Consider the following 20,721-nt stretch of genomic DNA (forward strand, 5'->3'; position numbering starts at 1 on the left):
TTCGACGAGGCGACGAGCCGGCTTGGCCGGGCGCTGTCGGTCAGCGTCGAGCGCAAGCGGGCCAGGCTTCTGGGGCAGCGGCTGACGCCGGCCACCTTGTCGCGGCGCATGAACGAAGCCCGCACGCTGATCCGCCGCGACCTCGCCCGTGCGCAAGCGGCGTTCCTTGCCATCGTGCGCGAGCGTCGGGCGCGGTTTTCGCGCACGGCGGCCAGACTGTCACCGGCGCCGATCGCGAGGCGGCAGAAACTGCAAGGCGATGCCCTGCTGGCCCTGACGCGACGGCAGGACCACGCGATTTCGAGACGACTGGACCGTCTGCGTGGAAAACTGACGCAGGCCGATCGGTTGCTGGCGACGCTCTCGCACAAGGCCGTGCTGGCGCGGGGCTTCGCACTGGTCAAGGATGTGGACGGCGCGGTGGTCAAGCATGCGGCGGACGTGGTGTCGGGAATGGCGCTTTCGCTGGAGTTCGCCGACGGCACCGCGGATGCAGTCGCCATCAGTGGCACGGCGCGGCCGAAGACGGTTGCCAAGCCCGCGGCCAAGCTCAAGGCGCCGGGCGGCCAAGGTTCGCTTTTCTGAGGAAGAAATGACCGACCCTCATCTTGCGACGCCCTCGGGCAAACCGCGCGCCCGCGCCTTCGCGATCCCATTCGATGGCACGCCGGGCCGCTTCAACGCCATCACCGATGTGCCTGGCGTGACGGTCGGCTATACCACGCTGATCTCAGGGGACGGGCCGCTCGTTGTCGGCAAGGGTCCAGTACGCACCGGCGTGACCGCGATCCTGCCACGGCCCAGGGGCGAACTGGCCGTACCGGCGTTCGCCGGCGTGTTCAGCGCCAATGGCAATGGCGAACTGACCGGCTCGCATCTGATAGAGGAACTCGGAGCGTTCAATCTTCCCATCACCATCACCAACACGCATTCCTGCGGCGTCAGCCGCGACGCAACGCTGCGCTGGATGCAGAAGGTGCTGCCGCAATCGCTCGACAGCGCCTGGGCACTGCCGGTAGCGGGCGAGACTTATGACGGCTTTCTAAACGACATCAACGGCCACCATGTGAGCTTCGAGCATGTATTTTCGGCGCTCGAGACGGCTGAAAGCGGGCCGATCGAAGAGGGCAGCGTCGGCGGCGGCACCGGCATGATCACCTTTGGCTTCAAGGCGGGATCGGGCACATCCTCGCGCAGCGTCGACTGGAACGGAGAGCGTTTCACGATCGGCTGCTTCGTCCAGTCGAATTTCGGTGCGCGGCGGAACCTTGTCGTGCGTGGCGTCAGGGCCGGAGCGGAACTCGCCGAACCGGCGATCCGGGACAACACGCCGCGAGCGGAAAAGAGCTCGATCATCGCGATCGTCGCCACCGATGCGCCATTCATGCCGCATCAGTTGAAAAGACTGGCGAAACGCGTGCCGCTCGGCGTCGCGCTGACCGGCGGCTATGGATACAATTCATCCGGCGATATTTTTCTCGCCGTCAGCACGGCCAATGCCGATGCGGCGCGCGGCGCCGCCGGCAAGCTGGTCAGCGCCGGCTACATACCGGATGCCGACATCAACCCGTTCTTCGACGCCGTCGTTCAGAGCGTGGAGGAAGCCATCCTCAACGCGCTGGTCGCCAATGATGACATGACCGGGCGCGACGGCAATTTCGTGCCGGCGTTGCCGAAAGCATGGCTCGAGGAGAGATTTGGCAAGGCTGCGCGGCGATAAGACCGCGCAACTGCATCAGACAGGCAATAATCGCCCGGCAGGTTTTGCCGGGGGCGATCCGTCAGCCGGCAGGCTTGTTGGAATTCTGCTCGTCCTGATCGGCCTCGGCCGCCTCTTCGAGCCTCGAAGCAATGAGCTCCTGAATGTCGCCGACCTCTTCCTGGATATCCTCCAGGGGTATGCCGGCTTCGGCAGCTTTGGCCGCACATTCCCTGGCGAGGGTCTCGGCCTGCTTCTCGATTCTGGCTGGCGAGGGCTGGCAATGGACTTTTTCGCCAATCCACCCGCGCAAGAACTCGATCGCGTGTTCACTCATACTGCTGTTTCCCTAGCGGCTATGCCGATTGGTAATCATAAACGTCGGCATCTTCGAAAAGATGCGTGCTGCCATTCGAGCCGAGTCGGCTTCGCCCGGCAAGCCGAACTTGTCCGAGGTCCACAGAGCTGAAGGGAATGGTGGGTTCAAGGAGCACGTTCTGGTTCTTGAGGACTGATTCTCTCGACGAAACTCGTTCGACCCGCGCTATTGTTTCTATTTGCTTTTTTTCGGTTTTCAAGCCGTTTTAGATCACAATAGATAACACAATAGCTAGCACATTTACCGCGCACTCGCCGGCACCACGTAAAAGGCGAGCCGTCAAAGCCGCCGCTATATAGTGACAACCATTTGCAATGTCGACTCTGCCCGCGATCCTGCTTCTTTCCGCCGCGCTTGCTGGGAGATATGTGGTGTGGCGGGCCTTGTGGTGCAAACTGCCGAGCGCCTCATGCAAGGCATGCAATAGCGTCTTGTGGAACCCTGAATTGCTTGTCTCAGGGTGGCTCTCTACCGCTGGCGATAAAGGATCATGCCGGCATGATAGAGAACGCCTTCGACGAACTCTCCGTCCGCGGTGAAGCCCGTATCGTCCCAGTATTCTATGTGGTTGCCCTGCACTTCATAGCGTCCCCGATAGGCGCTCTCGCGGTCACCGCGCGCTTCGTCATAACGGCCGTTCGGCAGGAGTTCGTGCCTGATATGGCGATCCTCGGTGACCCACATTCCGACATAGGGGTGATCTTGGCGCGTCATTGATTCCTCCGCAAGGATTGGAGTTGAAGGAAGGGTCAGGCCGGTTGGGGCTACAGCAACGGCAATACCCGTAAGCACTGCGGCCAAAGTGGATCGCATCAATGCGCCGCCTTCGTCGGACGCACGACGATCTCGTTGACATCGACATCGTCGGGCTGTTCGATTGCGTAGCGCACTGCCCTGGCGATGGAATCGGGTTGCAGGGCAATAGCACGCCAGGTTTTCATGGCGGCGGCAGCGGCTTCGTCGGAGATCGTGTTGGCCAGCTCGCTTTCCACCACGCCAGGATGAATGCAGGTTACGCGGATATCGTCACTCTCCTGGCGGAGCCCATCGGAAATCGCGCGGACAGCGTATTTCGTTGCGCAATAAACGGCAGCCGTGGGCGAGACGGCCAGTGCGCCGATGGAACCGATACTGATGATATGCCCGGAGCCGCGTGCCGTCATCTCCGGCAGCACCGCCGCGACGCCGTACAGAACACCTTTGATGTTGACGTCCACCATCAGCTCCCACTCGTCGACCTTCATGGCTGCCATGGCCGAGAGCGGCATGATGCCCGCATTGTTGACGATGACGTCGACCTGGCCCCATTCGGCCCGCGCAGCATCGGCGAATGCTGCGACATCCGCCCTTTTGGTGACGTCGAGCGCTCGTACGCGAACGATTCCACCAGCTGCCTCGATTTCGGCTGCGAGGACTTCAAGGCGGTCGGTGCGCCGTGCGCCAAGCATCAGCTTTGCACCTGCCGCGCCAAGTTCGCGGGCGATGCCAGCACCGATGCCGCTGGAGGCACCGGTGATCAGAACAACTTTGTTCATGGCCATCGAGATAATCCTTTTGGTTCTGTGATTATTTTCACGATGTGAAGTATGGCGTGCGGGTGAGCTCCCGCAGTGCGCTAGCTTTATTGGGGGTCACTGGGCGGTGTAGCCGCCATCGACCAGAAGCAGGGCCCCGGTGATGAAGCTGGACGCCGGCGAGGCAAGAAAGGCGATGGCCTCGGCAACTTCTTGCGGCTGGCCGATCCGGCCGATTGGATGCGCATCGCCGAAGCTGCGCAGCATCTCCCGGCCATTCTCCACCACGCCTTCCATGATGTCGGTTTCGATCACGCCAGGGGCAACGGCGTTGCAGCGAATGCCCATGCGCCCGTATTCGATCGCTATCACCTTGGTCAGCTGTGCGACTGCCGCCTTGGAGGATGCATAGGCCGCCTGCGTCTCGAAGGCCGCGACGGCCGAGATCGACGAGACATTGACGATCGCGCCACCACCGCCGGCGGCCATCAACTCCACCGCAGCCCGGGCGGTGACAAAACTGCCGCGCGCATTGATCTGCAGGATGCGGTCATAGTCGTCGACCGAGGTCTCCGTCAGGCGTTTGTTGAGCGTGCGACCGGCATTGTTCACGACGATGTCCAGTCGTCCGAAGCGCTTCGCCGCGAGTTCGACCGAGCGTCTGGCCAGAGCCTCGTCAGCGACATCACCGACCAGGGTTGCCACATCCTCGGCTTCCAATTCACGTACAGTGTCGCTGAGATCGCTTGCCACGATCCGGGCACCCCTGGCACGCAGCAGCTCCGCCGTGCAGCGGCCGATGCCGCGTGCCGCGCCCGTCACGAGGGCGACTTTTCCATCCAGGTTCCAGGAGGAAGGCAGTGATGTCATGGGTTATCTCCTTGGTCATCCGGCATCGGCTTGATCGGGAGGATCAAGCCTTTCTTGCCATTGCGACAGAGATAGAGCCATGGCATTGTCGCGATAACCCGCCCGCTGGTAACCTCGATGGTAAGTTTAGCTAACTAATGGACATCGATCTCAATGCAATTGCCGTCTTCGTCACAGTGGCCGAGGAACGCAATTTCCGCGCTGCGGCAGACCGGCTGGGCGTGACGCGCTCGGCGGTCAGCCAGAGCGTCCTCAGGCTTGAACAGCGCCTTGGCATCGCATTGCTGCAGCGCACGACACGCAGCGTAAATCTGACCGAGGCGGGCGAGCGCCTGCTGGCGAGCGTCGCACCGGCGATCGCCGACGTGAACGCGGCAATCGAAGCCACCACGGAGTTTCTGGACCGCCCACGCGGCCGGCTGCGGATCGCGGTTTCGTCGATCGCGGAGACGTTTCTGTCAGGGCCGTTGCTGGCGTCCTTTGCAGAAAGATTTCCCGAGGTGCATCTGGATATCGTGGTCACCGACGAGGAATTCGACATCGTTGCCGAAGGTTATGATGCGGGCGTGAGGCTCGGCGAAGTGATCGAGCAGGACATGATTGCCGTGCCGGTATCGGGCGATCAGCGACAGATGGCCGTCTGCGCCCCGCGCTATCTCGAAAAGTTCGGAGCACCCGCCCATCCGCGCGAGCTTGTGGCTCATCGTTGTATCGGCTGGCGGCCGGCGCCGGGAGTTTCGCCCTATCGGTGGGAGTTTGGCGAGGACGGGCGCGAGTTCGACGTGGCGGTTGCGCCCGAGATCACCACTAACGACATGTGGCTGATGATCCGGCTGGCCGTTGCAGGCGCCGGAATCACGTTCGGCATGGCGGACACATTCCGCCCCTGGATCGACCGCGGCGAGCTTGTGCCAATCCTCGACGACTATTTTCCGCCGTTTGCGGGCTTCTATCTTTATTTTCCCAGCCGACGGAATATCGCGCCGAAGCTGAGAGCCCTTGTGGATCACCTGCGCGGTGCGCGTCAGGCGGGATCGCAGGTGACCGTGCCAGGGTCGTAGAGATCGCTTGGCGCTATTGGTCAGAAACCTGGCTGAAAGCTGAATGGTACCGTTGGCTGGGATCGAACCAGCGACCTCCGGATCCACAATCCGGCGCTCTAACCATCTGAGCTACAACGGCACGCTTGCCCGAGCGATATCCAGACGGAACGTTCATTCTCCGGGACCCGCTCTGTCGTTCGGCGATGCGTCCATACGGGCTATCGGAGTTTAATTCAAGGCTTTTGGCAAAGCAAAAGATCGCTCCGGCATAGCGTCATTTTTCGCCGGACAAAGAAAAGGCCGGCGGGAGGAGGTGCCGGCCTTTTCCTGTTACGAGCCAGCGGGAGGAGGTGCTGGCTGGTTATCCCGGTGAGCAGAGGGAGGAGGTTCCACCCGCCGGGTATTCGCTTAAACCACTATATCGCACATCTATTTGTCTGACGAAATGCGACCTTTTGATGCATCGTCAAACTGTGTGCAAATATTAGGCGATCTTAATTTCTTTCACGGCCTTCTCGAAGGCGCTCTTGATCGGCTTGGATACGTCCTCAGCCGCCTTGGCAGCAACCGCCTGGAAGTCCTTGGCCTGCTCAACGGTCATTTCGACGCGCTTGCGCAGGAACGCAGTCTGCAGCTCGACGACTTCCGACAGCGACTTGGCGCCAATCAGGGCTTCGAAATGCGAGAAGCCGGCCTCGGCATTGGCGCGCAGGGCGGCGATGGTCTTGAGCGACAGGTCGCTGGAAACGGTCTTGGCGGTCTCGTAGGTCGACTCCAGAGCCTTCTGGGTCTCCTCGGCGCCGGTCTTCAGCTTGGCATAGGCCTCTTTCGACTGCTCGACGCCCTTTTCGGCGAAGGCGCGGATCTGATCGGTGGCCTTGGAAGCGTCGAAGCTCGGGAATTCAACGTTTTCGATCGTGTCGGCGGTCTTGGTCCTGGACATTTTCCATCCTTTTCAGCGGCAGCGGCTTTGACAGAAAGCCGTCTCGTTCATCTATCGTGGCAATATAAAGGCAAATTTTGTGCATTGCAACATGTTTGTTGCATCGCACCATTGATTATTTGTTTCGCGACGTTAACCACGCGCCTAGAGATTCCGCTGGTTGCACGCTATGACTTGTGGACCTTCGCGCCGTCGGCTTTTATTAACAAAGCGTTAACCGCAAATTGCCCGCTCTGTGAGGGTCGCCAAGCGCATGCCGGCTGAAAACTACTCCTTCCTCGATGTTGCCGTGCTCGACGCGGTCCGCCTGCGCTTCGCCGCCGGCGACGCGATCGCCATTCTGTCGGCGGATCTCGAGCAGGTGATATGGGCCAACGGTCCCGGCGCAGCGGTATTCGGCTATCCGGACATCGGAGCCATCATCGGCGCTTCGGCAGGATTGCCGCTGATCGCCAGGCGCCAGATCATGGCAACCAGCGGTTTTCCGCAGATCGGCCGCGACCGTGCCATCACGGTCCGGCTGGCGACCGGGCTGACCAGCCGCGCGGTCGGTTTCCTGGCCAGCGCGGTGACCATGCCCGATGGCGAGGAAGCAGTCATGCTGGCGCTGCCGGCGGCGCAGACCGGCTCGCGCAGCGCGGCCGAGATCGCCGATCGCGCCATCAGCGGCTTTACCGAAGACGGCCACTACATCGCCTTTGTCGATGCCAAGGGCAATATCGACGCCGCGTCGGACGGCTTTTCGTCGCTCGGCATCCGGCCTGAGACGCTGGCCGCGCTTGTCGCCGACGTGGCGAACGACAGCGACCGCATCGTCAAGCGCCTGGTTCCGGGCGGATCCAGCTCCTATCCGGCAGGCCTTGCCCGTCTGACAGACGAGCGGCACCTGCTGGTGGTGATCGACGAGGACCGGCTTGACGGCGGGGCCCCTGTTGGCGAGCGCGCCGTCGCGGAACCCGGCAGCGAGGCAGCAGCGGCGCCGAGCGGTCTTCCCCAGCCAACGGACCAGGACAACAAGCAGCCAATCGCCGAGCCGCCAATCACCAACACCGGCGCGGCGGAGATCGACCTTGCCGCGATCGAAGGCAGCTCCGCATCGACGGAGCACGAGCCTGCCGACACAGCCAAGCAGGTTTCGGGGGCCGACAATCAGCACACGGCTGGCGAAACGCCGACGCAGCATGACCATTGGTACTTCAATGCGGGCGATGACACGCAGGTCCCGCCCGGGGCAGGTGTGCCCGGCGAAGTCGAGACACCAGCCAGCCCCGCCGCTTCGCCGGCCGGTCTGGACGCCCCGCAGGAAAGCGCCACACAAGCGATCAAAGCCGCTTCCCCGCCCCAGGGCCGCGGCCGCGTGATCGATCGTACGGCCGCGCCCATGCGTTTCGTCTGGCGTACCGACGCAGAGGGCCGGTTCAGTGCCCTGTCGCCGGAATTTGCCGAACTCGTCGGCAAGCCCGCCGCCGACGTGATCGGCCGCCGCTTCGGCGACGTTTCGGCCGCCTACGGCCTCGATGCTTCAGGCGAGATCGCCGGCCTGCTCGAACGGCGCGACACCTGGTCCGGCCGCTCCGTGCTGTGGCCGGTCGCCGGCACCGATCTGAAGATACCCGTCGATCTGGCGGCACTCCCGGTCTACAGCCGCAGCCGCGTTTTCGAAGGTTTTCGCGGTTTCGGCGTCGCCCGCGGCGGCGATGCGGTGGTCGATCCGGACGCGGCCGGCATGGCCCTTGTCGCCGAGGAGAAGCCTGCCGCGGTCGGGCCCGAAGCCGTTGAACCTGCCCCCGAGACACCGAAAGCCGCCGATCCGTTCCGGGGCGAAGTGCCGGCGTTGACCATCGTGCCAAAGCCCGAGCGGCGCTTTGCCGACAAGGTGATCCGGCTGGCCGAGCACCGGCAGCCGGCCAACGACAAGGGCCTGTCGACGCTGGAACGCAGCGCGTTTCGCGAGATTGGCGAGCGTCTCAAGAAGGACAGCACCCCGGTCGAAAAGCCGGTAGACGAACAGCCCAGCGTCGGAAAGCCGAAGCCGGCTGCGGAGACCGCGACCAAAGTCGACGCAGCCGGCAAGGCCGGCGAGCCAAAGCTGAAAAAAGCCGGTCCGACGGACAAGGGTGAAATGCCGGCGCCAGGTCCGGAAAGCGAGGCGGCCGAACCGCCCGAGGCCGATGCCGAGGACCAGAAGGACCTCGCCCGGCTCGACGGCGAGCAGCGCGACGAGACGGCAGAAGAGACGCAAGCCGGCGAACCCGTCGCACGCCCTGCCTCCGGGTCGCTGCTCGACTATGCCGACCGCGAACCCAGCGACGAAGCCCAGGAAGGCATCGAGCCCAGCACGAACCGTCGAACGATCGGCGCCGAAGCGCCGCGGGATGGCGAAGACGACGACAGCATGACAGCGGAGGATTTCCGCGACGCCGAGGACAGCGAAGATTGGTCCGATGACAGCGAAGCCGCAGCCGGCGATGCCGGCTCGGCGCCGCCCATCGGGCGGCCGCAGGCACCACCGCTCAAACTAAACGGCTTCGTGCCGTCGGCGTTTGCCGGAGAGGGCAACAAGGGTCCGGACACCTCGATCCTCGGCAAGCTGCCAGTGCCGGTGCTTATCCATTCCGGCGACCAGCTGCACTACGCGAACGAGGAATTCCTCGGCCTGACCGGTTATGCGACGCTCGACGCGCTGGACGAGGCCGGCGGGCTCGGCGCGCTGTTTGCCGATCCTTACGCCGACGACGGCAGTTCGGACGGCAGCGATCGTGCATTGCGGCTGAAGACGCGCGACGGTCAGGAATTTCCGATCGACGCGATTTTACGCTCCGTCCCCTGGGGGAACGGCAAGACGCTGATGCTGGTCGTACGCCGTTCCGGCGACGACGAAGCAACAGCCATTCCACATGGCGCCGCCGACGATCAAACGCGGCCGGATGTTTCCGAGCTCAAGGCGCGCATCGCCGAAATGCGCACCATCATCGATACCGCCACCGACGGCGTCGTGCTGATCGGCCGTAACGGAACGATCCGTTCAATTAGCCGTCCGGCGGAAGCGCTCTTCGGCTTCGACAGCGACGAGGTGACCGGCAAACCGTTCATCTCGCTGTTTGCGATCGAAAGCCAGCGCGCGGCGCGTGACTATCTCGAGGGGCTGTCGGAGCCTGGCGTTGCAAGCGTGATGAACGATGGCCGCGAGGTGATCGGACGCGAGGCGCAGGGGCGCTTCATCCCACTGTTCATGACCATCGGCAGACTGCCCAACGACAGCGGCTTCTGCGCGGTGGTGCGCGACATTACCCAGTGGAAGCGCGCCGAAGAGGACCTGACCCAGGCGCGCGCGGTCGCCGAACGCGCCTCGTCGCAGAAGACGGATTTCCTGGCCCGCATCAGCCACGAGATCCGCACGCCGCTCAACGCCATCATCGGCTTTTCCGAGCTGATGGTGGACGAGAAATTCGGGCCGGTGGCCAATGACCGCTATCGCGACTATCTGCGCGACATCAACCGTTCGGGCAACCACGTGCTCGATCTGGTCAACGACCTGCTCGACATTTCGAAAATCGAGGCCGGTCAGCAGGAGATGGCTTATGAGGCGGTGTCGCTGAACGACACGCTGGCCGAGACCGTGGCGATGATGCAGCCGCAAGCCAACCGGGAACGCGTCATCATCCGCTCCAGCTTCGCCTCGCGACTGCCGGAAGTGGTGGCCGATCTGCGCAGCGTGCGGCAGATCGCGCTCAACATCTTGTCGAACGCCGTCCGCTACACGCAGGCCGGCGGCCAGGTGATCGTGTCGACCGCCTATGAGCTCTCCGGCGACGTCGTCATGCGCGTGCGCGATACCGGCATCGGCATGAGCCAGTCCGAGATCGAGCAGGCGCTGAAGCCGTTCAAGCAGATCAACGCGCTGAAGCGCGGCCGCGGCGACGGCACCGGTCTCGGGCTGCCGCTGACGAAGGCGATGGTCGAAGCGAACCGTGCCCGGTTCACCATCAACTCGACGCCCGGCGAGGGAACCCTGGTCGAAGTCGCCTTCCCCTCGACCCGCGTGCTGGCCGGTTAGGTCTATGGCTGCGCAAAGAAAAAAGGCGTCCAATGGGACGCCTTGAATGATAGAATTGCTGTCACAACGGGGGCTTGAGCGAATCAGATCCTCTGGGGGCTAAGAGGAACGGGATTTCTCCCTCAAGTTACGCACGACTATCGATGCCGGGCCTTAACAAATCCTTACCGGCACGCCGGAAAATTTACCAATGTGTACCACTCATGAAATCTAGGTAAATTCCGCGGAGACATTTCGTTAACCATGACCCGGTTCCAGCCCGGGCTTCATGCTCAGTCGGCAAGCTGCGGCAGATTGCGGAACAGCTCGAGCGCTTCGGGATTGGCGAGCGCTTCCTTGTTCTTGATGGCGCGGCCATGCACCATGTCGCGGACCGCGAGCTCGGTGATCTTGCCCGATTTGGTGCGCGGAATATCGCTGACGGCGACGATCTTGGCCGGCACATGGCGCGGGCTCGCCCCGGTGCGGATTTTCGCGCGGATGCGTTTTTCCAGCTCGGCATCGAGCTCGACGCCGGCAGCCAGCCGCACGAACAGCACGACACGCACGTCATTGTCGAAATCCTGGCCGATGCATAGCGCTTCGAGGATTTCCGGCATCTGCTCGACCTGATTGTAGATTTCCGCCGTGCCGATCCTAACACCGCCCGGATTGAGCGTGGCGTCGGAACGGCCATGGATGATCAGCCCGCCATGGGCGGTCCATTCGGCGAAATCGCCGTGGCACCAGACATTGTCGAAGCGCTCGAAATAGGCGGCCTCGTATTTCTTGCCGTCAGGGTCGTTCCAGAAGCCGATCGGCATTGCCGGAAACGGCTTGGTGCAGACGAGCTCCCCCTTCTCCTTGCGAAGCGGACGGCCATCATCGTCCCAGACGTCGACGGCAAGGCCGAGGCCGGGTCCCTGGATCTCGCCGGGCCATACCGGTTCGATCGGCACGCCGAGCACGAAGCAGGAGACGATATCGGTGCCGCCGGAGATCGAGGCGAGATGCACGTCCTTCTTGATGCCTTCATAGACGAAACGGAAATCTTCCGGCGACAGCGGCGAGCCGGTCGAGGAGATGGTGCGCACACTGGAAAGATCATGCGTGTGGATCGGCTTGAGGCCGGCCTTGCGCACGGAATCGATGAATTTGGCCGAGGTGCCGAAATAGGTCATCTTCTCGGCATCGGCGAAGTCGAACAGCGCATTGCCGTCCGGGTAGAAAGGCGAGCCGTCATAGAGCAGCAAGGTGGCGCCCGACGCCAGGCCCGACACCAGCCAGTTCCACATCATCCAGCCGCAGGTGGTGAAATAGAAGAAGCGATCGCCGTCGAGCAGGCCGGCATGCAGCCGCTCTTCCTTGACGTGCTGGATCAGCGTTCCGCCGGCTGAATGGACGATGCATTTGGGGATGCCGGTCGTGCCTGACGAAAACAGGATGTAGAGCGGATGCGAAAACGGCAGCCTTTCGTAACTGACAGGCCTGGCGGCAAAGGGTGACAGCGCCTCCTCCAGCGCAGCCGCCTTGCCGATGGTTGCCGCGACGTCGGTCGACGTGCCGAGATAATCGACGATCAGGACTTTGCGCACGGTGGCGAGCTTCGCCACCACAGCCGCGATCTTGTCGGCGACTTCGATCGCCTTGCCATTGTACCAGTAGCCGTCCGGCGCGATGAAGACGACAGGCTCGATCTGGCCGAACCGGTCGAGAACACCCTGCTCGCCGAAATCTGGGGAGCAGGACGACCAGACGGCGCCGATCGAGGCGGCAGCCAGCATCGCCGCAACGGTCTCCGGCATGTTCGGCATCATCGCGGCGATGCGGTCGCCCTTCTTCACCTTGAGCGACAGGAAGAGCTGTTGCAGGCGCGAGGTCAGCGCATGCAGCTCGTTCCAGGACAGCCGCCGCTCGACCTTGTCCTCGCCGCGAAAGACGACTGCGTCGCCAAGCCCGGTTTTCTTCAGAAGATTCTCGGCGAAGTTCAGCTTCGCGTCAGGGAAGAAGGTCGCGCCGGGCATCTTGTCGCCATCGACCAGCACGCGTTCGCCCTTGTCGCCGACGATGCCGCAAAAGTCCCAGACCAGGCTCCAGAAGGTCTCGCGGTCATCGATCGACCAGCGATGCAGGTCGGCATAGGAGGAGAAAGCCTTGCCGGCCCTGCTCGCCGCGGCGTTCATGAAGGCGGTCATCGGCGCTGCGTCGATCTGCTCTTGCGTCGGCATCCAGAGCGGTGCGTCGTCGGCCATCATTGTTCCTCCGCAGGCTGCATCGCTTATGCATATCGCGATGCAGCAGAGCAAGATTTTGTTGGACCGCGCCGGTCAGGGTGTGCGCAAATGCCATCGCCGGGCCATAAAGACTTGAAATGCGTCAGCCGTCGGTTACACCCGTCGGGCGATTTTGTCGGAATGGAAGCATACGGGGCGATATGCCATCACCTTTGATCCGACGCGGAATATGGGCGATCGGCGCAGCCGTCACCGTCGTCGCGCTGGTCGTTGCAGCCTTGCCGTTGATCGCCTCGACCCGTATCGTGCGTGACCGCATCGCGTGGGAAATGAGCGCCTGGAGCGGTTTCAGGGTCACCATCGACGGCGCGCCGCGCATCGAGGTCTGGCCGAATTTCCGGGCGATCCTGAGCGACGTGACGCTGTCGCAATGGACAGAGACGGATGCACCGCCTGTGATCGAGGCCGAACGGGTCGAGGTCGACCTCTCGGCCATGGCGGCGCTGCGTGGCGACGTGGTGTTTTCGACGGCGCGGCTGGTGCGACCGACGATCAGGGTTCAGCGTACCGCGAGCGGGTTTTTCCTGCCTGCGATTCCGAGCGGCGGGCGCATTACGCGTTCGATCGATGCTGCCCGCGCGGTGATCAACACAAATCCCGCCAAGCCGGATCTCGGCAAGCTGCCGGCAGATCCGTTCGGCACAGTCGAGTTCAGGGATGGCCGCGTGGTCGCCGCCATCGGCGGCAAGGACCAGGAGATATTGAGCAGCCTGAGCGGCCAGGCGAATTGGGCCGCGATGAACAGCAATGCGACGCTGTCGGCGACCGGGATATGGCGCGGCGAAAGCGTTTCCGTCGACGCCGCATCGCCGAACCCGCTTGTGCTGTTTGGCGGCGGCGCAGCACCGGTCACGCTTTCCTTCAAGGCGGCGCCGGCCAGCTTTTCCTTCGACGGGCTGGCCAGCATGTCGGAGAACGGCTATTTCGACGGCCAGGCAAAATTTGCCGCACCTTCGCTGCGACGCGTGCTCGAATGGTCGCAGGCCGGCATCGCGCCCGGTGCGGCAATCGGCTCGATCTCGGTTTCAAGCAAGATCACGGCGACGGCCGGGCGCATCAAATTCGAAAATACGGCCCTGACCCTCGACAACAACCCCGGAATGGGCGCGCTGGACTTCACCTACGGCGAGGCACTGCCGGTGATCTCCGGCACACTTGCCTTCGATACGCTCGACCTCAGATCGTTTCTCTCCGCCTTTACCCCCGTACCATCCGCCGGCGCCGCCGGCCCGGGCGAGATCGACACAAGCTTCGCCGACCGGATCAATCTCGATCTCAGGCTGTCCGCCGCGCATGCCACGGCAGGTGCAATCCAGCTTGCCGACGTCGCCGCCACCGCCCAGGTCAAGAACGGCCTCGCCGTCTTCGACATCTCCGATGCGTCCGCCTTTGGCGGCAACGTCCAAAGCAGCGTCCGTTTCGACCGCAAGCCCGCCGGCACGGAAGTCGAGATCCGGCTGCTTGCTTCCGACATCGACGGCGGCGCTTTCGGCACCGCGGCCGGGATGACGCGGCTGGTGCCGATCGGCACCGGAACCGTTTCGGTCATCCTCAAGGGGCCGGGCAGAACCTGGGACTCCATTTTCGAAAACGCCAATGGCTCGCTGTCCGCGACCTTCGGCGCGGGTGCGCTGAGCCGGCTTAACCTGCCGGCGTTCCTCAAGCACACCGAACAGGGTGGATTCTTTGCGCTTGACGACGTCTCGGACGGAACGCTGCCGATCGACGGGGCCGAGCTCAAGGCGAGCGTTTCGAACGGCGTGGCGCGCATCGACAAGGCCGAGGTGAATTCCGCGCAATACAAGATCTGGCTTTCCGGCATCGCATCCTATGCCGGACGCGGGCTGGCGCTGTCCGGCGGCATCGTCCAGCCGAGCCAGGCTGCCACGCAGACGAACGGCCAAGCGCCCAAGCAGTCGTCGTTCTTCGTCGGCGGCACCTGGAGCACGCCGTTCATCTCGCCGATAAGTCGCGGTGTTTCAGGCGAGTAAGCAGCAGGAACTCAACCTCGCTGCGCCGCCTGCTCGTCGCGCTGGCGCTGCACCTCGCGGCGTTTGTTTGCGAGCGAAGCGATGATCACGCCAACTGCGACGATCGCGATCAGAATGGTGCACGCCGCGTTGATTTCCGGCGTCACGCCAAGGCGGACCTGGCTGTAGATCTTCATCGGCAGCGTCGTGGCGCCGGGCCCCGAGGTGAAGCTGGCAATAACCAGGTCGTCGAGCGAGAGCGTGAAGGCCAGCATCCAGCCAGAGACGATCGCCGGCATGATGACCGGCAGCGTGATCTGGAAGAAGGTCCTTACCGGCGGCGCACCGAGATCCATCGCGGCTTCTTCCAGCGAACGATCGAACGTGATCAGGCGCGATTGGACCACCACAGCGACGAAGCACATGGTCAGCGTGGTGTGGGCAAGCGTCACCGTGAGAAAGCCGCGGTCGAAGCCGACAGCGACGAAGAGCAGCAATAGCGACAGGCCGGTGATGACTTCCGGCATGACCAGCGGCGCAAACACCATGCCGGAAAACAGCAGCCGGCCGCGAAAGCGCGTGTAGCGCGTCAGGGTGAGCGCCGCCAGAGTGCCGAGCACGGTCGCCACGGTGGCCGAGATGACGCCGACGCGCGCCGTCACCCAGGTGGCGTCCATCAGACCCTGATTGTGGAACAGCGACACGTACCATTTCGTCGAGAAGCCGCCCCAGACGGTGACCAGCTTCGACTCGTTGAAAGAGAACACGACGAGCAGGACGATCGGCAGGTAGAGAAAGGCAAAGCCGAGCACGATCGAAACGATGTTGAAGCGGCTCCAGGTAGCGTTCATAGGTCCTGCTCCTGGGCACGCGCCTGGGCTCGCTGGAAGAGCATGATCGGCACGATCAGCAGCAGCAGCAAGATGACGGCAACGGCAGACGACACCGGCCAGTCGCGGTTGCCGAAGAATTCGCTCCACAGCGTCCTGCCGATCATCAGTGTCTGCGAGCCGCCGAGCAGATCGGGGATGACGAACTCGCCGACGGCGGGAATGAACACCAGCAGGCAGCCGGCGATGACGCCGGGCAGCGACAGCGGGAAGGTGATCTTCCAGAAGGCGCTGGTCGGCGGGCAGCCGAGATCCTTGGCGGCCTCGATCAGCGAATTGTCCATCTTCTCCAATGCCGAATAGAGCGGCAGGACCATGAACGGCAGATAGGAGTAGACGATGCCAATGAAGATCGCCGTGTAGGTGTTGAGGATGATCAGCCGATGGCTGATGATGCCAGTGGCGAGCAGCAACTCGTTGAGCAGGCCCTCGGGCTTGAGAATGCCTATCCAGGCGTAGACACGGATCAGGAACGAGGTCCAGAACGGCAGGATCACCAGCATCAGCAAGGTCGGGCGGATCGTCGCCGGAGCGCGTGCCATGCCATAGGCGATGGGATAGCCGATCACCAACGTCAGGACCGTCGAGATGGCGGCGACGATGACGCTCGTCACATAGGCGTTGAAGTAGAGCGCGTCCTGCGTCAGCCAGATGTAGTTGTCAAAATTGAGCGCGCCAAACCACGCGACAACCCCGGAAACGCCGTCGCGGAAATCGAGCACCGGCGTGTAGGGCGGCATGGCTATCGCGGTCTGCGACAGCGAAATCTTAAAGACGATGATAAAGGGGACGAGAAAGAAGAACAGCAGCCAAAGGTAGGGGATGATGATGACGAGACGGCTAACCAAAGCCGCTCCCAGCCTGGCCAAGGCGGATTTGCCGGCAGCGCTTGCCGAGGAGCTTGTTGCGGCGGTGACAGCGGACATGATCAGTCCCTACCGTGTCAGCACGACGCCGGCGTCGGGTCGGAAGGAAACCCAGGCGCGGTCGTTCCAGGTCAGCGGATCCTCGGTGATGCGTGCCGCGTTCATGGTACTCGCCCGCACCACCTGACCGTCATCCAGCCTGACGTGATAGATGGTCATGTCACCGAGATAGGCGATGTCGTAGACCTCGCCCTCGATGGCGTTGACGGCACCAGCCGGTTTCGTGGAGGAAACCTTGATCTTCTCCGGCCTGATAGCAAAGGTAACGGACGTTCCGGCGGCGGCACGGCCGGCATTTTCGGTGCGGATGGTGATGCCGTTGCCGGCGTCGATGCTTGCGCTGCCGGCCTCGCCAGCCGCGATCTTGCCGTCGAACATATTCACATTGCCGACGAAGCCGGCGACGAAGCGGGAACCCGGCGCCTCGTAGACCTCGGCCGGCGTCGCCACCTGCATCACCTCGCCCTTGTCGATGATGGCGATGCGGTCGGCCATCGTCATCGCCTCTTCCTGGTCATGGGTGACGACGACGAAGGTGAGGCCAAGGTTCTGCTGCAGGTCCATCAGCTCGAACTGCGTTTCCTCGCGCAGCTTCTTGTCCAGCGCGCCAAGCGGCTCATCGAGCAGCAGGACTTTCGGCCGCTTGGCCACCGAGCGGGCCAGTGCGACACGCTGGCGCTGGCCGCCCGACAATTGGTGCGGCTTGCGTTTGGCGAACTGCTCGAGCTTGACCAGCTTCAGCATGTCGGCGACGCGCTTGTCGATATCGGCCTTGGCCATGCCTTCCTGCTTGAGGCCGAACGCGATGTTGTTCTCGACCGTCATGTGCGGAAACAAGGCGTAGGACTGGAACATCATGTTGACCGGCCGCCGATATGGCGGGATGCCGCGCAGATCCTGGCCATCGAGCAGGATACGGCCGGCGGTCGGTTCCTCAAAGCCGGCAAGCATCCTGAGCAGCGTCGATTTCCCGCAGCCCGAGGCCCCGAGCAGGGCAAAGAATTCGCGTTCGAAGATGGTCAGCGACAGATTGTTGACGGCAGTGAAGTCGCCGAACTTCTTGGTGACGTTGTCGAACTGGATGTATGGCTTGGCATTCGGATCGTTCCATGGCGCGAAATCCCTGCGGATGCTGCCAAGCGATTTCATGTCCCACTCCGTGCCTGATTCTGCCCCTGAAAAACGACCCCGGCAGTCAGCCACCGGGGTCGCGTCAGATCACTATTGTCCCGTGATGACCTTGGTCCACGATCTGGTGACGAGACGTTGCGTCTTGGGGTCATATGGACCGACAGTGAACAGCTTGGCCAGCGTCGAGTCATCCGGATAAATGCCCGGGTCATCAAGGATCTCCTTGCTGACGAGCGGCTGAGAGGCCTTGTTGCCATTGGCGTAGAAGACAAAGTTGGTGGATTTGGCAATAACTTCTGGTCTCATCATGTAGTTCAGAAATTCGTGTGCCTCGGCGACATGCGGTGCATCGGCCGGGATCGCCATTTCGTCGAACCACATTTCCGCACCTTCCTTTGGAATCGTGTAGGCGATGTCGACCCCCTTTTTCGCTTCCGCCGCACGGTCGCGGGCCTGGAAGAGATCCCCCGAAAATCCGACAGCCACGCAGATGTCGCCATTGGCGAGCGCGTTGATGTATTCCGACGAATGGAATTTGCGGATAGAAGGCCGGATGCTCAGCATGAGTTCTGTGGCCTTGGCAAGGTCGTCAGGAGAGGTCGAGTCAGGCTTGAGGCCAAGATAGTTCAGCACAGTCGGAAAAATGTCTGTAGGCGAATCCAGGAAGTACACGCCACAATTGGCGAGCTTGGCGATATTCTCCGGCTTCAGGACCGCATCCCAGCTGTCGATCTTGTCGACGCCGAGGGCTTCCTTCACTTTCTCGGTGTTGTAGCCAATGCCTGTGGTCCCCCACATGTAGTTGACCGAGTATTCGTTGCCGGGGTCGAACTTCGCAACCCGCTCCATCACCACGTTCCACATATTGGAAAGGTTGGGCAGCTTCGACTTGTCCAGCTTCTGATATACCCCGGCCTGGATTTGACGGGCCAGGAACGGGCTTGCCGTCGGCACCACGACATCGTAGCCGCTACCACCGGCAAGCAGCTTGGTTTCGAGAATTTCGTTGGAATCATAGGTGTCGTAGACGACCTTGATGCCGGTTTCCTTGGTGAAGTCGTCGATGATCGAACTGTCGATATAGTCCGACCAGTTGAAGACATTGACGACACGGTCCTCGGCATGCGCGCCCAAGGTAAAAACTGCCAGAAACGCCGAAGTCGCCGAAAGCCAGAGCGCTTTGCGGGTCATGCTATTCTCCTTTGATGAGTGTTCCGTCGCCAGCTCGTCGCGGCGTGCGCCCGGCTGGGCATTTGCTTCAGGGTATTGAGCTTGCAGGCAGGCGACAAGCGCGAATTGCCGGCGCCATTATGGTTCGGCGACGAGGCGACAGTGAAGACTTGGCGTGGCGCTGGTGGTGTTGCGGCGCCGTCAGAAGCTTTCGCTACGGCGCGCGCAGGGAGACGACGATGTTGTCCGGCCTCGATGCAGCCGGCATGGAGACTTGGCAAGATACGCCTGTCTTGTTGTTGCCGTGATCGCAGCCTGCCCGCGCGGCTGCGACATTGTCAATGGTCCATCTCGCTTTGGCGCGCGCGCTGCATCAATTAGGCGAAGGCACACCGGTGACGCCCGCCCGCTGCGGCCGCGTCTGGCGCTTGAATTCGAGCCCGATATGGACGAGGAGCGCCGTGATGACGACCGCACCGCCGACGATGGTGCGCGCCGACGGCACCTCGGAATGAATGAGCCAAACCCAGATCGGGCCTAGGATCGGCTCGAACGTGCCGAGTAGCGCCGCCACGGCGGCCGGAACAAGCCGGGCGCCGGTGGCGAAGAAGGCGAGGCCGAGCCCCAGATTGACCACGCCGAAGGCAAAAAGGAAGCCCATGTCGTGGCTGGAAACGCCCAGTGCCGACGCCTGCGATGCCGCAAAGGCGGCCGCCAGCATCGTGCCGAGGCAGGTCGCCGGGGTCATACGCACATGGGCAAAGCGGCGCGTGATGACGGTGGCGATCGAGAACATGACGGCAATGAGCAGCGCCAGCCCGTCGCCGATCGGCGATACGGCGCCATCGAGCGATTCCGAGACCATGATGGCGACGCCAGCAATGACGGCGGCGATCGCCAGCCAGGTCGCCACGGCCACCCGCTCGCGAAACAGCGCCCAGGCAAACAACGCCGCCAGAAGCGGCACACCGGCCTGCATCAACAGGATGTTGGCGACGGTGGTATAGGCAAGCGCCACGACGAAAGAGGTCGACGCCGTGGCGAAACAAAACGCCACCGCAAGGCCGGCCAGGCCCATGCCGCGAAACAGCTTCAGCGTGCCACGCCAGCCGTCGCGCCAGACCATGAAGCAGAGCAGGAAGGCGGCGGCCCAGACCGAGCGCCAGAACACCACCGTCCAGCTGTCGCCGGCATCGATGAAACGGGCAATGGTACCGCCGAGGCTCCACATCAGCGCCGACAGGAACACCAGCAGGAAACCGATACGCTCCTCATTTCGCGGAGGCGAAACAGCGATCTGCGGTGATGATATGTCGGTCATGAGTCGGACTGTCGGCGATTTCGAGGCGGCACGATGCACAGCGGACGACAGAAACGTGCCTTAATCGCGTAACGCAAAGACGGGGATGGGGAGTGATCCAGCATCGTGTTCCATTTGGCGCACCGACAGGTGCACAGAGATGCCCGATCATCGACAGACGCCCCATGCTCGACGTACGGTGCAAATGTATAGGGCGCCCCCATGGATGAGCCATTCTACAAAACGGCGGCGATTGGCTATGACGAGTTGTTCGCCCGTGCGACGAACTCGTTTATCCCGTCCTTGCTGAAGGCAGCACGGATTGCGCCTGGCCATCGCGTGCTCGACGTCGCAACGGGCACCGGAGCGGCAGCGCAAGCCGCTGCCATCATTGTAGGCCCTTCCGGCGCCGTGATTGGCGGCGACATCTCGCCGGCCATGCTCGAATCCGCCAAACGCAATTTGAAAGACCAGCCAATCACCCTCGCTACGTTCGACGCTCACGCGCTTCCTTATGAGGACCGTCGGTTCGACGCAGTGACCTGTTAGCTTGGGC

17 protein-coding genes and 1 tRNA gene are annotated in these 20,721 nt (G+C 62.7%); 6 read left to right on the forward strand and 12 right to left on the reverse strand.

Annotated features, from left to right (window positions below; genetic code table 11):
* On the forward strand, positions 1-585 hold a 585-nt coding region (locus tag X760_RS55485), incomplete at its 5' end, for an exodeoxyribonuclease VII large subunit (protein ID WP_023719382.1).
* 7 nt (positions 586-592) lie between these two features.
* A complete protein-coding gene (locus X760_RS55490) occupies positions 593-1,720 on the forward strand; it encodes a P1 family peptidase (RefSeq protein ID WP_023719383.1) in 1,128 nt (375 codons plus the stop codon).
* A gap of 61 nt (positions 1,721-1,781) precedes the next feature.
* Here the strand turns inward: X760_RS55490 and X760_RS55495 are convergent, their stop codons facing one another.
* From X760_RS55495 to X760_RS55510, 4 genes are all read right to left on the reverse strand, one after another.
* A complete protein-coding gene (locus tag X760_RS55495) occupies positions 1,782-2,036 on the reverse strand; it encodes a DUF768 domain-containing protein (RefSeq protein WP_023719384.1) in 255 nt (84 codons plus the stop codon).
* A 510-nt stretch (positions 2,037-2,546) separates the two neighbouring features.
* The gene (locus X760_RS55500) at positions 2,547-2,891 is read right to left on the reverse strand and encodes an Atu4866 domain-containing protein (RefSeq protein WP_084642712.1); all 345 of its coding nucleotides are present in this window, start codon (positions 2,889-2,891) and stop codon (positions 2,547-2,549) included.
* Entirely contained in the window at positions 2,891-3,619 is a 729-nt protein-coding gene (locus tag X760_RS55505; protein WP_023719386.1) for an SDR family oxidoreductase, read from the reverse strand. The genes X760_RS55500 and X760_RS55505 overlap by 1 nt, the downstream gene beginning before the upstream one ends.
* Positions 3,620-3,709: 90 nt before the next feature.
* A complete protein-coding gene (locus X760_RS55510) occupies positions 3,710-4,462 on the reverse strand; it encodes an SDR family oxidoreductase (protein WP_023719387.1) in 753 nt (250 codons plus the stop codon).
* 137 nt (positions 4,463-4,599) lie between these two features.
* Here X760_RS55510 and X760_RS55515 point away from each other — a divergent pair, with 137 nt between their 5' ends.
* On the forward strand, positions 4,600-5,523 hold the full coding sequence (locus X760_RS55515) for a LysR family transcriptional regulator (protein WP_023719388.1): 924 nt from the start codon (positions 4,600-4,602) through the stop codon (positions 5,521-5,523).
* Between the two features lie 44 nt (positions 5,524-5,567).
* On the opposite strand, the gene X760_RS55520 is transcribed toward X760_RS55515, so the two are convergent.
* Both X760_RS55520 and X760_RS55525 read right to left on the reverse strand, forming a co-directional pair.
* Positions 5,568-5,644, reverse strand: a tRNA-His gene (locus tag X760_RS55520).
* 345 nt (positions 5,645-5,989) lie between these two features.
* The gene (locus X760_RS55525; RefSeq protein ID WP_023719389.1) at positions 5,990-6,448 is read right to left on the reverse strand and encodes a phasin; all 459 of its coding nucleotides are present in this window, start codon (positions 6,446-6,448) and stop codon (positions 5,990-5,992) included.
* A 253-nt stretch (positions 6,449-6,701) separates the two neighbouring features.
* On the opposite strand from X760_RS55525, the gene X760_RS55530 reads away from it, so the two are divergent.
* Entirely contained in the window at positions 6,702-10,505 is a 3,804-nt protein-coding gene (locus X760_RS55530; protein ID WP_023719390.1) for a PAS domain S-box protein, read from the forward strand.
* 272 nt (positions 10,506-10,777) lie between these two features.
* Here the strand turns inward: X760_RS55530 and X760_RS55535 are convergent, their stop codons facing one another.
* Positions 10,778-12,736: an acetoacetate--CoA ligase gene (locus tag X760_RS55535; protein WP_023719391.1), complete on the reverse strand. Its 1,959-nt coding sequence runs from the start codon at positions 12,734-12,736 to the stop codon at positions 10,778-10,780.
* Between the two features lie 182 nt (positions 12,737-12,918).
* Between X760_RS55535 and X760_RS55540 the strand changes: the two genes are divergently transcribed.
* Positions 12,919-14,769, forward strand: coding sequence for an AsmA family protein (locus tag X760_RS55540; RefSeq protein ID WP_023719392.1), 1,851 nt, complete (start codon positions 12,919-12,921; stop codon positions 14,767-14,769).
* Between the two features lie 11 nt (positions 14,770-14,780).
* Here X760_RS55540 and X760_RS55545 read toward each other — a convergent pair whose 3' ends face one another.
* The 5 genes from X760_RS55545 to X760_RS55565 all read right to left on the reverse strand — a co-directional run bounded on the left by X760_RS55545 (position 14,781) and on the right by X760_RS55565 (position 20,186).
* Complete coding sequence (locus X760_RS55545; RefSeq protein WP_023719393.1) at positions 14,781-15,599, reverse strand: ABC transporter permease subunit; 819 nt, start codon at positions 15,597-15,599, stop codon at positions 14,781-14,783.
* A complete protein-coding gene (locus tag X760_RS55550; protein WP_031194151.1) occupies positions 15,596-16,564 on the reverse strand; it encodes an ABC transporter permease subunit in 969 nt (322 codons plus the stop codon). The genes X760_RS55545 and X760_RS55550 overlap by 4 nt, the downstream gene beginning before the upstream one ends.
* A gap of 9 nt (positions 16,565-16,573) precedes the next feature.
* Complete coding sequence (locus X760_RS55555; protein WP_023719395.1) at positions 16,574-17,713, reverse strand: ABC transporter ATP-binding protein; 1,140 nt, start codon at positions 17,711-17,713, stop codon at positions 16,574-16,576.
* Positions 17,714-17,785: 72 nt separating this feature from the next.
* Positions 17,786-18,886: a polyamine ABC transporter substrate-binding protein gene (locus tag X760_RS55560; RefSeq protein ID WP_023719396.1), complete on the reverse strand. Its 1,101-nt coding sequence runs from the start codon at positions 18,884-18,886 to the stop codon at positions 17,786-17,788.
* A 352-nt stretch (positions 18,887-19,238) separates the two neighbouring features.
* Positions 19,239-20,186, reverse strand: a complete 948-nt coding sequence (locus X760_RS55565) for a DMT family transporter (protein ID WP_023719397.1) — start codon at positions 20,184-20,186, stop codon at positions 19,239-19,241.
* 201 nt (positions 20,187-20,387) lie between these two features.
* Between X760_RS55565 and X760_RS73730 the strand changes: the two genes are divergently transcribed.
* On the forward strand, positions 20,388-20,714 hold the full coding sequence (locus X760_RS73730; RefSeq protein WP_023719398.1) for a methyltransferase domain-containing protein: 327 nt from the start codon (positions 20,388-20,390) through the stop codon (positions 20,712-20,714).
* The last annotated feature ends 7 nt before the right edge of the window (positions 20,715-20,721 follow it).

Origin of the sequence: Mesorhizobium sp. LSHC420B00 (assembly GCF_000503055.1) — a bacterium.
Classification (GTDB): domain Bacteria; phylum Pseudomonadota; class Alphaproteobacteria; order Rhizobiales; family Rhizobiaceae; genus Mesorhizobium.